Origin of the sequence: Marinirhabdus gelatinilytica (assembly GCF_003353425.1) — a bacterium.
Taxonomy (GTDB): Bacteria; Bacteroidota; Bacteroidia; order Flavobacteriales; family Flavobacteriaceae; genus Marinirhabdus; species Marinirhabdus gelatinilytica.
Genome location: NZ_QRAO01000001.1, coordinates 736783 through 750670 on the forward strand (window position 1 = coordinate 736783; position 13888 = coordinate 750670).

The 13888-nt window shown below is 42.8% G+C and carries 14 protein-coding genes; 11 read left to right on the forward strand and 3 right to left on the reverse strand.

Annotated features, from left to right (window positions below; translation table 11 throughout):
- Nucleotides 1-143: 143 nt before the first annotated feature.
- The 3 genes from atpD to C8D94_RS03255 all read left to right on the forward strand — a co-directional run bounded on the left by atpD (nucleotide 144) and on the right by C8D94_RS03255 (nucleotide 3268).
- Nucleotides 144-1649, forward strand: a complete 1506-nt coding sequence (gene atpD / locus C8D94_RS03240) for a F0F1 ATP synthase subunit beta (RefSeq protein WP_115122450.1) — start codon at nucleotides 144-146, stop codon at nucleotides 1647-1649.
- A 69-nt stretch (nucleotides 1650-1718) separates the two neighbouring features.
- Entirely contained in the window at nucleotides 1719-1994 is a 276-nt protein-coding gene (locus C8D94_RS03245; RefSeq protein WP_115122451.1) for a F0F1 ATP synthase subunit epsilon, read from the forward strand.
- Between the two features lie 236 nt (nucleotides 1995-2230).
- Nucleotides 2231-3268, forward strand: a complete 1038-nt coding sequence (locus C8D94_RS03255; protein ID WP_115122453.1) for a hypothetical protein — start codon at nucleotides 2231-2233, stop codon at nucleotides 3266-3268.
- Nucleotides 3269-3295: 27 nt separating this feature from the next.
- On the opposite strand, the gene C8D94_RS03260 is transcribed toward C8D94_RS03255, so the two are convergent.
- Both C8D94_RS03260 and C8D94_RS03265 read right to left on the reverse strand, forming a co-directional pair.
- Nucleotides 3296-3730, reverse strand: coding sequence for an MgtC/SapB family protein (locus C8D94_RS03260; RefSeq protein WP_115122454.1), 435 nt, complete (start codon nucleotides 3728-3730; stop codon nucleotides 3296-3298).
- 79 nt (nucleotides 3731-3809) lie between these two features.
- A complete protein-coding gene (locus C8D94_RS03265) occupies nucleotides 3810-4364 on the reverse strand; it encodes a GNAT family N-acetyltransferase (RefSeq protein WP_115122455.1) in 555 nt (184 codons plus the stop codon).
- A 633-nt stretch (nucleotides 4365-4997) separates the two neighbouring features.
- Between C8D94_RS03265 and C8D94_RS03275 the strand changes: the two genes are divergently transcribed.
- The 8 genes from C8D94_RS03275 (at nucleotide 4998) to C8D94_RS03310 (ending at nucleotide 13141) form a co-directional block, all read left to right on the forward strand.
- The gene (locus C8D94_RS03275; RefSeq protein WP_115122457.1) at nucleotides 4998-5801 is read left to right on the forward strand and encodes a helix-turn-helix domain-containing protein; all 804 of its coding nucleotides are present in this window, start codon (nucleotides 4998-5000) and stop codon (nucleotides 5799-5801) included.
- A gap of 93 nt (nucleotides 5802-5894) precedes the next feature.
- Nucleotides 5895-6446 (forward strand): cupin domain-containing protein, encoded by a 552-nt coding sequence (locus C8D94_RS03280; RefSeq protein WP_115122458.1) that lies wholly within the window; start codon nucleotides 5895-5897, stop codon nucleotides 6444-6446.
- A gap of 80 nt (nucleotides 6447-6526) precedes the next feature.
- Nucleotides 6527-7723 carry an aminotransferase class I/II-fold pyridoxal phosphate-dependent enzyme gene (locus C8D94_RS03285; RefSeq protein WP_115122459.1) on the forward strand — a complete coding sequence of 399 codons (1197 nt, stop codon included), beginning with the start codon at nucleotides 6527-6529 and terminating at the stop codon, nucleotides 7721-7723.
- A gap of 27 nt (nucleotides 7724-7750) precedes the next feature.
- Nucleotides 7751-8383 (forward strand): dethiobiotin synthase, encoded by a 633-nt coding sequence (gene bioD / locus C8D94_RS03290; RefSeq protein ID WP_115122460.1) that lies wholly within the window; start codon nucleotides 7751-7753, stop codon nucleotides 8381-8383.
- A 130-nt stretch (nucleotides 8384-8513) separates the two neighbouring features.
- On the forward strand, nucleotides 8514-9779 hold the full coding sequence (gene bioA / locus C8D94_RS03295) for an adenosylmethionine--8-amino-7-oxononanoate transaminase (protein ID WP_115123015.1): 1266 nt from the start codon (nucleotides 8514-8516) through the stop codon (nucleotides 9777-9779).
- Between the two features lie 42 nt (nucleotides 9780-9821).
- A complete protein-coding gene (locus C8D94_RS03300) occupies nucleotides 9822-10949 on the forward strand; it encodes a beta-ketoacyl synthase N-terminal-like domain-containing protein (RefSeq protein ID WP_317047700.1) in 1128 nt (375 codons plus the stop codon).
- Between the two features lie 141 nt (nucleotides 10950-11090).
- Nucleotides 11091-12179 carry a biotin synthase BioB gene (bioB, locus tag C8D94_RS03305; protein ID WP_115122462.1) on the forward strand — a complete coding sequence of 363 codons (1089 nt, stop codon included), beginning with the start codon at nucleotides 11091-11093 and terminating at the stop codon, nucleotides 12177-12179.
- Between the two features lie 98 nt (nucleotides 12180-12277).
- The gene (locus C8D94_RS03310; protein WP_115122463.1) at nucleotides 12278-13141 is read left to right on the forward strand and encodes a cupin-like domain-containing protein; all 864 of its coding nucleotides are present in this window, start codon (nucleotides 12278-12280) and stop codon (nucleotides 13139-13141) included.
- 8 nt (nucleotides 13142-13149) lie between these two features.
- Here the strand turns inward: C8D94_RS03310 and C8D94_RS03315 are convergent, their stop codons facing one another.
- Complete coding sequence (locus tag C8D94_RS03315; protein ID WP_115122464.1) at nucleotides 13150-13638, reverse strand: regulatory protein RecX; 489 nt, start codon at nucleotides 13636-13638, stop codon at nucleotides 13150-13152.
- Nucleotides 13639-13888: the final 250 nt, after the last annotated feature.

Below are 13888 nucleotides of genomic sequence, written 5' to 3' on the forward strand. Positions count from 1 at the left end.
CCCCAAATTTATTAATTTCAATCCTTCGGTTAATTTTTAATAAAAATCCATTGTAATATTAAGTAAGAAAAAACTATCTTTGCACCGTTAAAAACAAGGGTGCTTTGTACACCCGTAGATAACTAAAATAGATACAGTTAACAATGGCACAAGTTACAGGAAAAGTTGCACAGATTATTGGCCCAGTAGTAGACGTTGAGTTTGCGAACGGTGCTGAACTCCCAAAGATTTACGACAGTCTTGAAGTAGATAACAACGGAAATAAATTGATTCTTGAAGTACAATCTCACGTAGGTGAAAATACGGTACGTACCATCTCTATGGACTCTACCGATGGTTTGAGCCGTGGTGTAGATGCTGTAGCAACAGGATCTCCTATACAAATGCCCATTGGTGACGATGTGTATGGACGTCTCTTTAATGTAATTGGAGATGCTATTGACGGTATCGGGGATCTTCCCAAAGAGGGAGAGAACGGATTGCCAATTCACCGTGAGGCTCCAAAATTTGAGGACCTTTCCACTTCGTCTGAAGTACTGTTTACAGGTATTAAGGTAATCGACCTTATTGAGCCGTATGCAAAAGGTGGTAAGATTGGTCTTTTTGGTGGTGCCGGTGTAGGTAAAACGGTATTGATCCAGGAATTGATCAACAACATTGCAAAGGGACACGGTGGTCTTTCGGTATTCGCAGGAGTAGGTGAGAGAACACGTGAAGGAAACGACCTTTTGAGAGAGATGCTTGAGTCTGGTATTATTAAATATGGAGACGACTTTATGCACTCTATGGAAGAAGGCGGATGGGACCTATCCAAAGTAGATAAGGTGAAAATGAGAGAGTCCAAAGCAACCTTCGTGTTTGGACAAATGAACGAGCCACCTGGAGCACGTGCACGTGTGGCCTTGTCCGGTTTGACCATTGCAGAGTATTTCCGTGATGGAGCAGGAGATGGACAGGGGAAAGATGTACTTTTCTTTGTAGACAATATCTTCCGTTTTACACAAGCAGGTTCTGAGGTATCGGCACTATTGGGTCGTATGCCATCGGCGGTAGGATACCAACCTACACTGGCTACAGAGATGGGTGCGATGCAGGAACGTATTACCTCTACCAAAAAAGGATCTATTACATCGGTACAAGCGGTTTACGTACCTGCCGATGACCTTACCGATCCAGCACCAGCAACAACCTTTGCCCACTTGGATGCAACAACGGTACTTTCAAGAAAGATTGCCGAGTTGGGTATTTACCCAGCGGTAGATCCATTGGATTCTACCTCTAGGATCTTAACGGCTTCTATCTTGGGAGACGAGCACTACAACTGTGCGCAGCGTGTAAAAGAGTTGTTACAGCGTTATAAAGAACTACAAGATATTATTGCCATCTTGGGTATGGAAGAATTATCTGAGGAAGATAAAATGGCCGTAAACCGTGCACGTCGTGTACAGCGTTTCTTGAGCCAGCCGTTCCACGTGGCAGAGCAGTTTACAGGTATCCCAGGAGTATTGGTAGACATTAAGGAAACCATCAAAGGATTCAACATGATCATGGATGGTGAGTTGGATCACCTTCCAGAAGCAGCCTTCAACTTGAAAGGTTCTATCGAAGAAGCGATAGAGGCTGGTGAGAAAATGTTGGCAGAAGCCTAAAATTAGTATACAGTAGCAGTGGCAGTTGAGAGTAACTGCCTACTGCAACTGCAACTGCAAACTAAAATTATGTATTTAGAAATAGTAACCCCAGAAGCTTCCTTGGTAAGTGGAGAAGTAGAAAGTGTGACCGTACCGGGAATGGACGGCGAGTTCCAGATGCTGAACAACCACGCTGCTATTGTATCTTTGTTAGTGGAAGGTGAAGTACGTTTTAAAGGAAACCCTACCATTGCCGAAGGCTTTGAGAAGAAGTTTACCCAAAAAGAAGGTAAATGGACCATGCACATTAACGGTGGTACCGTAGAGTGTAGCGATAATAAAGTGATCGTACTGGCAGACTAGCTTCAATACGATTTGATCAATGCTTGCCGCATTTCTTAAATCATTAAGCTATCCCGGTTTCAAAATAAAAAATTAAGCACCTCATTTTTGGGGTGCTTTTTTATTTGCCGTTTTTTATCTTTTTTTACAGGCAGACCCGCAGGGCATTGGGGATGGAACTTGGGGTGTTTCTTTTCTAAAATGTTTAAACCCCTAATATGATTTAGAAACAATAGTATTAATTTGTAAACTTGCCTATGCAAGAAAAGGATACCCACACACAAGTAGTAAAAGGTGAAAAAGCATGGTACGCCTTATTGTTTCCTTTTATTTGTTTCTGTATTGCCTTGGGCATTTTGTACAATGTGTATGAGGATTTAACACTTATAAAGGATGATGGGTATATTGATGTGATAGTCGGGGGCTCCTTTCCAGCATTTATGTTTATTGTTCTTGGCAGTGTTTTTGGGATGGTTCGAGATTATCATTTCGATTTTGAACAGAAACGCTACAAAATAGTCAAACGGGTTGGTATCATTGGCTTTGGGAGTTGGAAACCCTTCAAAAGTTTGGAGTATGTGTCCGTATTCCAGAATCTTGACCATAAGTTTGAAATAAACCTTTGGTACAATGCCAACAAGCATTTTTTTATAGATTCCTATTTCTTCAAAAAACCCGCCATTGAACACGCTGTGGCACTGGCAAAACAGCTCAACATAGAATACCACAACGGACTTACAAACCAGCAATATACTGTCGAGGATGACTATGTGGAACCCATCCCTAAAGATAAAAGGAAGATAGATGCATACTTTTCGCAGGGAAATAGGCCTTTGTGGCAAACTACTATTGCCGCCTTATGTTTTACCTTGGCATTGGTAGCCTTATACCTTTTTATCACCGGGATTGATGTGGAGCGCAAAACACTTAAACTGCCCATACGCACCATTGAGATCCCTATAATCCTATTTTCCTGTGGGATAGGTTTTTCAACCGTAAACGATTATCTATTCGATCTGGAGAACAATCAGTTCAAGATTATACATAATATCGGGCCTATAAAATGGGGTAGATGGAAATTGCTGTCTTCACTGGATTATATTTCGGTATACCAAAAAAGAAAAGGCGTTTTTCTTATAAACCTCTGGTACAATACCAACAAGCATATAAACCTCTCTGGTAGCACAGAGTATAATAAGGCTATGGAGGTGGGTGGCCAACTTGCTGCAAAACTGGATATAGACCTATTGGACGCCAGCGACCCACATAATACGAAGTGGGTGGAAGTAGAATAAGCGCCAGGGATTTAAGTTGGGCTTTTCTTAATCTCCCTCATTGGATGTCCCCCTTCCAATTTTACTGTCAATAATACCAAAGACTAAGTTTATAAGCACTACGGTGGCGGTTATTATAAGTAGCTCCCAAAACATTCCAAATGCAGCCAGACAACCAGCACCTGCACTACACCATATAGTAGCGGCGGTGGTAAGGCCCTTTATGTTCTTTCCGTATTGTATAATGGTACCGCCCCCAATAAAACCTATACCAATCACTATTTGGCTCAATACCCTGGTGATATCTACATAATCGTCCCCAAAAAAGCGCAAGGAGATAAGCGCAAACACAGCAGCACCAAGCGCTACCAACATATTGGTCTTTAGTCCTGCGTGTTTGTTTTTGTATTCACGTTCAAAACCAATTAGTAATCCAGCCGCAACAGCGCAACCTATCCGTATGGCAAAATCTGCTACCTCCATATTCTTTATCCTTATTTAAAAGTACAAAACGTTGTTCATTGTGTGTGTTAAACACTTCTTATAAAAATGAACAGGGGTTTTAGTTTACATACAGCAATACCCAATCTTGCCCATGAGCGCGATACTGCTTCAGCTCCTTAAAACCTACGGCATAATGCGCTTGTAGCGACCGTTCGTTATTGGTGTCCACTTCGGTAATGATGGCAGAGAATGGTGGGATATAGTGCGCCCTCATAGTGTTGTATAACTTCCTGAAGATCCCTTTTTTCCTATAATCCTTATCGATGCATATTTGCCCCATCACTATAAAATTATGGGTTATGGACCTCATAGCTTCTGGAGCGTTAGCGTGGTGGGTACTGATTTGTTTGAACATAGGCTTTAACACCTCGATACTAGTGCCAAATTTCGCGTGCATACTCAGCGCGTAGCCCACCACCTTGGCACCCTCCTTAGCAAGGATGTGGGGGCATAGATCGTGCATAGATTTAAGGATTTCAAGATTGTGGTGTACGGTTACAAAACCTTCCAATGTTGCCTCCATAGCTGAAAGTGATTGTGGCAGGTTGCATTGCTGTAATAAAAGGATTTGCCTTAGTTCCTCCTCTGTGCTTGAAAGGGTATAGCGTATCATTATAAATATATAGTACACAAATTACATAAATCTCCACAATTATAGGGGTTTATATTGTCGCCGCTGGTAGTTAATAAAGCAGCTGGGGAGATTGTCCTATTTTGCCATACGCGTAAATATGCTACCTTTAGGGGTGATTATGGCGAATTTTCATGGGTGTCCTGATAAATTCCCGGATAACCATGATAAATGGTACTATATAACAAGTTGGCAATAATTTTGAGCCACATTAAAATTTAACATTTAAATGACAAAAACACAAAAAATTGTTCTGAGTATTCCCTCAATATTGATACTCTTTATTATCCCATATAATTTTTTCGCAGATTTAGAGGGCGAAAATTACAATATGATTTTTAACGGAATACTAGTTTTGCAGATATTATATCTAATTGGATTGATATATTCTTCTCAAACTCTGGAAGGATGACAAAAAAACAAAAAACACAAAATGGACTTGGACACTACTAATGATTTTCTGTATGCAACCGATTACAACTCTGGTTTATCTTTGAGCGATTGAATCTGAGGGAAGAAAAAAACAACCTGCTGAATAAAAACTATTGCCAACACCACAAACCTATAAAAATCACTACCACAGTCCTTCAAAATTAAATTCCCTAACTTTATAAAGTGGAACAGGAATCTATAAAGATATCACGTATCGTTGCCAAAACAACAGCTAAGCAAAACGAGGATTGCTATGCGGTATGTTGGATTAAAAATGGGGCAGAGGCAATTGAGATAAATAAAAAACAATACAAGGACGTCTCAAACGCAGTTTATTTCTTAAGTCCCGATCTGGATTGGAAAATAGTCAAGGAGGACGCTACAGCTTCGTCTGGATATGTACTGTATATCCCAAAGAATATTTTAAACCACCCCATTTTTAAGAACCTTCATATAACCCAGGTCCGTCTGTTCAGTGTCGATGAGATACCAAAGATAAACTTATCCCCAGGCATCGAAACCCGTGTGCAGGCTATCCTCGAGATGATCGACGAGTTGCTCAGTACCAATCTAAAGCATCGGGAAGACGCCATCCTCTCCTTATTGAATACCTTTTTTGTGTACTGTGACGGAAAGTGCAACATCAAATCTGTTATTACAGACAAAAATGCAAAGTCCACATTGGTGTATAAATTTAAAAAGAACGTAGACCAGTTTGTTACCCAAAACCACGATGTAGGCTTTTATGCCAATAGCCTAAATGTTTCGGACAAATACCTAAACCAACGTATCAAGGAAGTGTTGGGGGTAAACGCCAAGGGGCTAATTAACGAGCAGCTCATTATGCGTTCCCGGAATAGCCTGAAATTTACAGACAAGACCATCAAGGAAATAGGGTACGAACTTGGTTTTTCCTCTCCCGATTATTTTAGCTACTTCATCAAAAAAAATACAGGCCACACCCCTTCACAAATACGGATGAGTTGATTCCTCTTAAAAATCGAAGGGATTACTGTGTTTTTCGCAACCATCCCAACCTCCTCCTGTGCTACCTTTATCCAAACATAAAACAACTACGTTATGGACAGAAAAAAATTCATCCAGACATCGGGATTGGGGCTAGGCATTGCATTGCTCCCTGGGGTAGCAACCGGCAAGCAGCTTTATAAGGATACCGAACCCGCAAACAACCTCAATCCAAAAATCATCAAGGACGAAGAGGGTGAAGTCTTAAACGTCCTTGGCGACATACAAACCCACAAGCTGCTGGGCAGTGAGACCGATAACCAAATTGTAGAATGGGTTGATAATGTAGGGCCAGGCGTTGGAATCCCTCCCCATGTCCATACCAAGGAGGATGAGATATTCAGGGTTATCAAAGGTAAAGTTGAAATAACCGTTGGCGGCACAACTACCATCCTGGAAGCAGGAGATACAGCATTTGCCCCCAAAAACATCCCACATTCTTGGACAGTTGTTGGCACAGAAAAAGCTAAAATGATTACAAGTGCCTTTCCTGCGGGCATTGAGATTATGTTCAGAAAACTTGCAGCCTTGCCTCCCGGCCCACCTGATTTTGAAAACGTTGCCAAAATATGCCAAGCCCAGGGCATTTCATTCTTAAAGGAATAAATGGTCATAGCTTTCTACAGGATTCATTTTTGATCCTTACCGTAAACAAATAATATTAGTGCCTTCCGTATCTTTGCGGTGTGTTACCCAAAAAACTCCAAAAAAGAATTGAGGATCGCAAGGAAAAAAATTCGTTCCGGCGGTTGGGAGTCCCATCCACTTTGGTAGACTTTTCCTCAAACGATTATCTGGGGTTCAGTAAAAGCAATACTATTTTCACCCGTACCGCTGAAGTTTTAAAAGCTGAAAACCTTGAAACCAATGGAGCAACGGGCTCGCGTTTACTCTCGGGAAATCACCCCCTGTACGAAATAGCCGAAGACAAAGTTGCCCAATTCCACACTATTGAAAGTGCATTGCTCTTTAATAGCGGTTTTGATGCCAATCTAGGCTTTTTTGGTGCTGTGCCGCAACGTGGCGATATTATTTTGTATGATGAGCTATGCCACGCCTCTATCCGGGATGGTATAAAAATGAGCAATGCGAAAGCGTATAAATTCCGACATAATGATTTAAATGCCTTGATAGCTTTAACAAAAAAGAAGCTACCCTCTACCCTTCGGGGAGATGCCTCAAGACAGAGAGGGTATGGAGCCGAGGTATACATCGTAACCGAATCTGTATTCTCCATGGATGGGGACTCACCAGATTTAGTATCACTCACCCAGTTTTGTACAAGTAACGGATATCATCTCGTAGTGGACGAAGCCCACGCCTTGGGGATTTTTGGTAACAAGGGAGAGGGATTGGTCCAGCAGTTAGGACTCGAAAAACAGGTGTTTGCCCGTTTGGTCACCTTTGGGAAGGCCTTGGGCTGCCATGGGGCGGCTATTTTAGGAAGCCAAGACTTAAAAGAATATCTCATCAATTTCGCCCGAAGCCTTATTTACACCACAGCTTTATCTCCCCACAGTGTGGCCACCATTTGCGCAGCGTATGAAATGCTAGAAAATACGTCGGCACAAAAGCAATTAAAAAGTAATATTGCAATATTACGAAATAAGATTTCGGAATATTTGTTGAACGACTTTTTTATCGAAAGCCAATCGGCCATACACAGCTGTATCATTCCTGGGAACGATAGGGTGAAAACAATCTCTAACCTACTCAAACAAGAGGGCTTTAACGTAAAACCTATCCTATCGCCCAGCGTCCCAGCAGGTAAAGAACGATTGCGAGTTTGTGTTCACAGTTTCAACACAGCAGCTGAGATAGGTGATTTAATGTCCGCCATTTCTTCGTGCACCACAAACAATTCCCCCCTCGAGGGGGGCTAGGGGGGTGTTATTTCTTAATTTTGAAGTATGAACCAAACCTATTTCATAACCGGTATCTCCACGGAAGTTGGCAAAACAGTAGTTGCAGCAATCATAACCGAAGCGCTGCAAGCAGATTACTGGAAACCCATTCAAGCAGGCGAACTGGACAACAGCGACACCCATAAGGTACAACGCTTGGTTTCCAACCCAGAGAGCAAATTCCACCCTTCTGCCCACGACTTGGTAACGCCTATGAGCCCGCACGGGGCAGCGAAAATAGACGGAGTGGCCATTTCGGCAAAAAAAATAAAACGTCCCAAGACGGGGAACAACCTTGTGATTGAAGGCGCCGGTGGGTTGCTGGTCCCCTTGAACGATACCGAAACCATTGCCGATCTTATTCAAAAAGAAGATAGGGTAATCGTAGTATCCCGTCATTATCTAGGGAGTATCAACCATACATTGCTCACTGTGGAAGCACTGAAATCCCGTAAGTTGAAAACCTTCGGAATACTGTTCAGTGGTGCCGAAAACCCTTCCACAGAAAGTATCATTGCAAAAATGACCAATGTCCCCATCTTGGGCAGGATAGAGGAGGAACCCTATTTTGATACCAATGTGGTAAAGGAGTATGCTAATAATCTTTTTCCTGTTCTTTCTCCAAAAGACGAAAAGTAAACAAACCATTAAAAGTCTCCCTTTTTGAAGGGAGATTTAGAGGTATGTTTAGTTAATTTTGTAACTAAGATTTAAAAATAATTACGGGGTCTTTACACCCCTAAAGTCCCCTCACGGGAACACTACAATGATGGAACTTTCAGAAAGAGACAAAAACCACCTCTGGCACCCACTCACGCAGCACCAAACTGCAAAGCCGCCCATAGGTGTTGTAAAGGCCAAAGGTGCCTTGCTGTGGGACGAGGATGGCAACGAATACATAGATGGGATCGCCTCTTGGTATACAACCATGTATGGCCACGCCAACGAGCATATTATTGCAGCAGTTTCTGAACAAATGAGGCAGTTGGATTTTGTGATGTTCAGCGGATTTACACACGAACCAGCCGTGAAACTTTCGGAAAGGCTGATGGAAATCCTTCCCGCAAACCAGCAAAAAATATTCTTTAACGACAATGGCTCCACCGCTGTCGAGGCTGCCCTAAAAATGGCTTTTCAATACCATCACAATGCAGGTGACAAAAGGGACACGCTCATTGCTTTTAAGGAGGGGTTTCACGGAGATACCTTTGGTGCTATGAGCGCTTCTGGTATTGCCAGCTATAATGCCCCGTTCGAGGATTTTTTATTGAAGGTTATCCGTATCCCAACCCCACAAAAGGACAATCTTGAGGCAGTAATACTTCAACTGGAAAACATCATTGCTGAGAATAATGTGGCGGCCTTTATTTTTGAACCCTTGGTACAGGGCGCTGCAGGAATGAAATTCCATACTGCTGAAGGATTGGCCGCAATTATAAAAAAATGTCAAGAAAATGGCATTTTGTGCATTGCAGACGAAATCATGACAGGTTTTGGAAAAACTGGTGCCAACTTCGCCTGTGACCAATTGGAGCAGAAGCCGGACATTATGTGTTTGAGCAAGGCACTCACTGCAGGAATGTTCCCACTTAGCATTACAAGCTGTACACAAGCGATTTTTGATAGGTTTTTGAGTGAAGATGTACACAAAGGGTTTTTTCACGCCCACACCTTTAGCGCACATCCCTTAGGGTGTGCAGCAGCCATTGCTGGGATAGAATTATTACAATCTGCTGAAATTTCAGAACAACAAAAGAATATCGAGAAAAGCCACGCAGCGTTCGCCCAAAAAATCAGGAATCATTCAAAAGTAGCCGAAGTTCGTCACAAGGGGGTGATTTTGGCAATAGACTTCAATGTGAAAATGGAACGCTATGGAACCCTGCGCGACCAATTGTATCAATTCTTTATGGAGCGGGGAGTTGCACTCCGCCCTTTGGGAAATACTGTATACATTTTGCCCCCCTACGTAATTTCTGAAGAACAGCTGCAGAAAGTTTATGATTCTATTGAAGGAGCGTTGGCAATAGTTTAATTTTGCCAAAATATCATTTCAATCCTGAACAATTCCATCTCCATATCGGCCATTGCCTCAGTTTCTGCGTTGGGTGCTTCCAGTGTTAAAATCTGGCAACACTATATGGAGGGTACTCCATTGTTCTCAGATTTTGAAGCTTCTAGAGTTTCAAAGATTTCTACCGAAATAGAAACCGAGTTACAACAACTCCAACAGCATAACGATAGGTATAAAAATTTGGATCGTTCGGTGCTTTTGGCCATCCTTGCCGCACAAAGATGTGTGGGAAGAACCACCTTTCAACCAGAACAGTTTGGCGTTAATATAGGCTCCTCCCGGGGTGCCACATCACTTTTTGAACAATACCATTCCTATTTTCAGCAGTACGGGAAAGTTTCGCCGTTTACCTCACCTACCACTACCCTGGGTAATATCTCCTCGTGGGTAGCACAGGATTTAGGGGCGGAAGGCATACAGATAGACCATTCGGTTACGTGTTCTACGGCTATGCACGCAATGCTCAACGGTATCGCTTGGTTGCAGGCCGGGATGGCAAATACGTTTTTGGCAGGAGGGAGTGAGGCGGCAATCACACCCTTTACGCTTGCACAGATGAAGGCGTTGAAGCTCTACACAACTTCCAGCAACAAATTTGCGTGCGAGAGCATGCGTTTCCAAAAAGGCAAGAATACAATGGTCTTGGGTGAAGGTGCAGCAGTGGTATTGCTGGAAAAAGGAATTTCGGAAAGAACACAGGCGGTCATCGCTGGCTACGGATTTGCCTCAGAAACATTGGAGCACAACAGTTCCATTTCAGAAAATGCGGTGTGTTTCCAAAAATCCATGCGGCGAGCATTGGCAAATGCAAAGGTACAAACTGTTGACGCCGTTGTGATGCATGCCCCTGGAACCGTAAAGGGCGATGTGGCCGAAAAAAAGGCAATTGATATTGTGTTTGGAAAACAACTTCCATTATTAACCTCCAATAAATGGTTGGTGGGGCACACCTTTGCCACTTCGGGGATGTTGAGTGTGGAGATGGCAATATTAATGCTTCAGAAAAATAAGTTTATTGAAAATCCATTCTATGCCAATGCACGGCACCTACCTGAGGAATTAAAAACAGTACTGGTAAACGCCGTAGGCTTTGGGGGTAATGCGGTAAGTATTATTCTGCGGAAACCCTAAAAATTGTATTCAATTTTCATATTTTTGATTTTTTCCAAGGATGTCTGGTTGAGCGTAACCTGCGGAACGGGCAGGCAGTCGAGACCTTCATTAACCGAACCAATTTGAAATTTCTTAAAACATTCATTTGAAGAACTACCTATGACCGAAATAAAACACAACTGGACCAAAGAAGAAATCCTCGAAATTTATAACAAGCCCATGATGGAACTGCTCTATGAAGCAGCGACCATACATCGCGAGCACCACAACCCTAACCAGGTACAGGTTTCAACCTTACTTTCCATAAAAACTGGAGGATGTCCGGAAGATTGTGGATATTGCCCACAAGCAGCGCGTTACCACACCGATATTGAAGGGAATGACCTTATGACCGTTTCCCAAGTAAAGGCTCAAGCCCTTCGCGCCAAGGCAGGCGGTAGTTCACGGGTATGCATGGGAGCCGCGTGGCGAAATGTAAAGGATGGCGAGGAATTTGACCAAGTGTTGGAGATGGTCCGTACCATAAACAAACTGGATATGGAAGTGTGCTGTACCCTTGGGATGATTACCGAAAACCAAGCAAAACGCTTGGCAGAAGCTGGTTTGTATGCCTACAATCACAACTTGGATACCAGTGAAGATTATTACAAGGACGTAATTTCAACAAGAGCGTACCAAGATAGGCTGGATACCATTGGCAATGTGCGCAAGACCAACGTGACCGTTTGCAGTGGTGGAATTATAGGAATGGGCGAAGCTGTAGAGGATCGTGCTGGAATGTTGGTAGCGTTGGCGAGTTTGAGTCCGCAACCAGAGAGTGTGCCCATTAATGCACTTGTACCAGTAGAGGGAACCCCTATGGGTGAAATTGAAAAAGTGAGTATTTGGGAAATGATACGTATGGTGGCAACTACCAGGATTGTAATGCCACAAACGCAGGTACGCCTATCTGCCGGACGTACTGAAATGAGCCGTGAAGGCCAGGCTATGTGCTTTTTTGCAGGGGCCAACAGTATCTTTGCTGGGGATAAATTGTTGACCACCCCCAATCCAGATGTAAACGAGGACATGAAAATGTTCGAGATGTTGGGGCTCCAACCCATGAAACCTTTTGTGAAAAAATCACAACCCGAAACAGTAGAGGCACAATATTCACAATACCAAGCGCAAGGTGAAAAGCCCAAATGGAGCCGTCCTGGGCATACCATAGAGCGTAATGAGGAGGCGAAGCAAAAAGCAAAACTTTAAAAACATAGTTACAGACTATGCAAGCCGAAGCAAAATGTTTCGGCTTTTTTACACCCCAATGTTACCATAAAGTTTTGTAATTTCGTCTATTCAAGATTATGCAGCTACAGGAAATAGACAGAGTACAAAATATTTCGAAAGAAGACTTTCGTAAAAACTATTTAAAGCCCCAAAAACCCGTAATCATAGAACATTTTGTTGATGATTGGCCTGCCGTACAAAAGTGGGACTTGGACTATATGGCAAAAGTGGCTGGGGATATCACTGTGCCCTTGTACGACGACCGTCCAGTACGCCATGACGAGGGTTTTAACCAGGCCCATGCCAAAATGAAGATGCGGGACTATATAGACCTGTTGAAAAAGGAACCCACCCGCTACCGTATATTCTTGTGGAATATCCTCAAGGAAGTCCCTGAGCTGCAAAAAGACTACACCTATCCAGATTTTGGTATCAGTTTAATGAAGGGTTTACCCATGCTTTTCTTTGGTGGAGAGGATAGTTACACCTTTATGCATTACGATATAGATCTTGCCAACATCTTCCATTTTCATTTCCACGGTAAAAAGGAGGTGGTTCTCTTTGACCAATCGCAGAATGACTATCTGTACAAGATCCCGCATAGCTTGATCGTTAGAGAGGACATAGATTTTAATGGTCCAGATTACGAAAAATGGCCCGCCTTAAAAAAGGCAAAAGGATGGCGAGGTAATTTGGAACACGGTCAAGTACTTTACATGCCTGAAGGCTATTGGCACTATATGCGCTATATCACCCCAGGGTTTTCTATGAGCCTACGAGCCATTGCCCGCAACCCAAAAAATCTGGCAAAAGCAGTCTATAACATTGCTATTATGCGTCATTATGATAATTTAATGCGCCGCCTACAAGGCCAGGATTGGATTGATAAGAAGAATAAAAAAGCGATTGAGAGAACGCATAGGAAGCTGGGGATTGATTGATATTTACCTCACAGCTCACCACTCACAACCTCCCGCACCTTCTCCCAAACCATACTAGATTCCCAGCCACGGTACAAAAGATAGTCTGCCAGTTTTTTCTTCTTTTTTTGGACATTGGTTTCGTTCTCCAACTGTCGTAGTCGTTTTTCGGCCAATTCATGGAAGGTCTCTAGGTAGTCACTTTCTGGAATTTCCTGTAAGGCAATCTTGATATTGTATTGCGAGATATCCCGAAATTTAAGTTCTCGTACAATACGTTGCCGCCCCCACTTTTTTGTTCGGAATTTTCCTCTGGCAAAGGCCTGTGCAAATCGGGTTTCGTTGAGGTAATTGTGTTGTAATAAATGGTGGATAATAAGGTCGATAGCCTCAGGGATCATACGCATCTCCCGTAGTTTTTTTTGCACATCTCTATGGCAACGTTCTTGGTAGGCGCAGTAGCTCTCGAGCTTGGCCTTAGCCTCGTCTACCGTATATGTTTTGTGGGTCTGGCGCATTGGGTAAAGGTAGTTAATTTAAGGATTAAGGGTTAGGTGGTTCTTTTGTGTGTGCTTCCCTTGAGTCTTGCCTAGTGGAGCTTTTATTTTCAATTTTATCTTAGGTTTTAATTTCGAATAGGAATTGGGCTATTATTCCCCCTTGAGGGGGGTGAAGGGGGTGTACTCCTAAGCTGAATTCACATTTATTAATCCATTGAGATTTAAAAAAACCTTTAAGGTAAAATAGCTGGCTAGTTTTTCTCACCCT

Coding starts and splice junctions, on each gene's coding strand:
- bioB (WP_115122462.1), top strand. CDS start 11,091: ATGACCGAAATAAAACACAACTGGACCAAAGAAGAAATCCTCGAAATT.
- C8D94_RS03245 (WP_115122451.1), top strand. CDS start 1,719: ATGTATTTAGAAATAGTAACCCCAGAAGCTTCCTTGGTAAGTGGAGAA.
- bioA (WP_115123015.1), top strand. CDS start 8,514: ATGGAACTTTCAGAAAGAGACAAAAACCACCTCTGGCACCCACTCACG.
- C8D94_RS03260 (WP_115122454.1), bottom strand. CDS start 3,730: ATGGAGGTAGCAGATTTTGCCATACGGATAGGTTGCGCTGTTGCGGCT.
- C8D94_RS03255 (WP_115122453.1), top strand. CDS start 2,231: ATGCAAGAAAAGGATACCCACACACAAGTAGTAAAAGGTGAAAAAGCA.
- C8D94_RS03315 (WP_115122464.1), bottom strand. CDS start 13,638: ATGCGCCAGACCCACAAAACATATACGGTAGACGAGGCTAAGGCCAAG.
- C8D94_RS03310 (WP_115122463.1), top strand. CDS start 12,278: ATGCAGCTACAGGAAATAGACAGAGTACAAAATATTTCGAAAGAAGAC.
- C8D94_RS03280 (WP_115122458.1), top strand. CDS start 5,895: ATGGACAGAAAAAAATTCATCCAGACATCGGGATTGGGGCTAGGCATT.
- C8D94_RS03265 (WP_115122455.1), bottom strand. CDS start 4,364: ATGATACGCTATACCCTTTCAAGCACAGAGGAGGAACTAAGGCAAATC.
- bioD (WP_115122460.1), top strand. CDS start 7,751: ATGAACCAAACCTATTTCATAACCGGTATCTCCACGGAAGTTGGCAAA.
- atpD (WP_115122450.1), top strand. CDS start 144: ATGGCACAAGTTACAGGAAAAGTTGCACAGATTATTGGCCCAGTAGTA.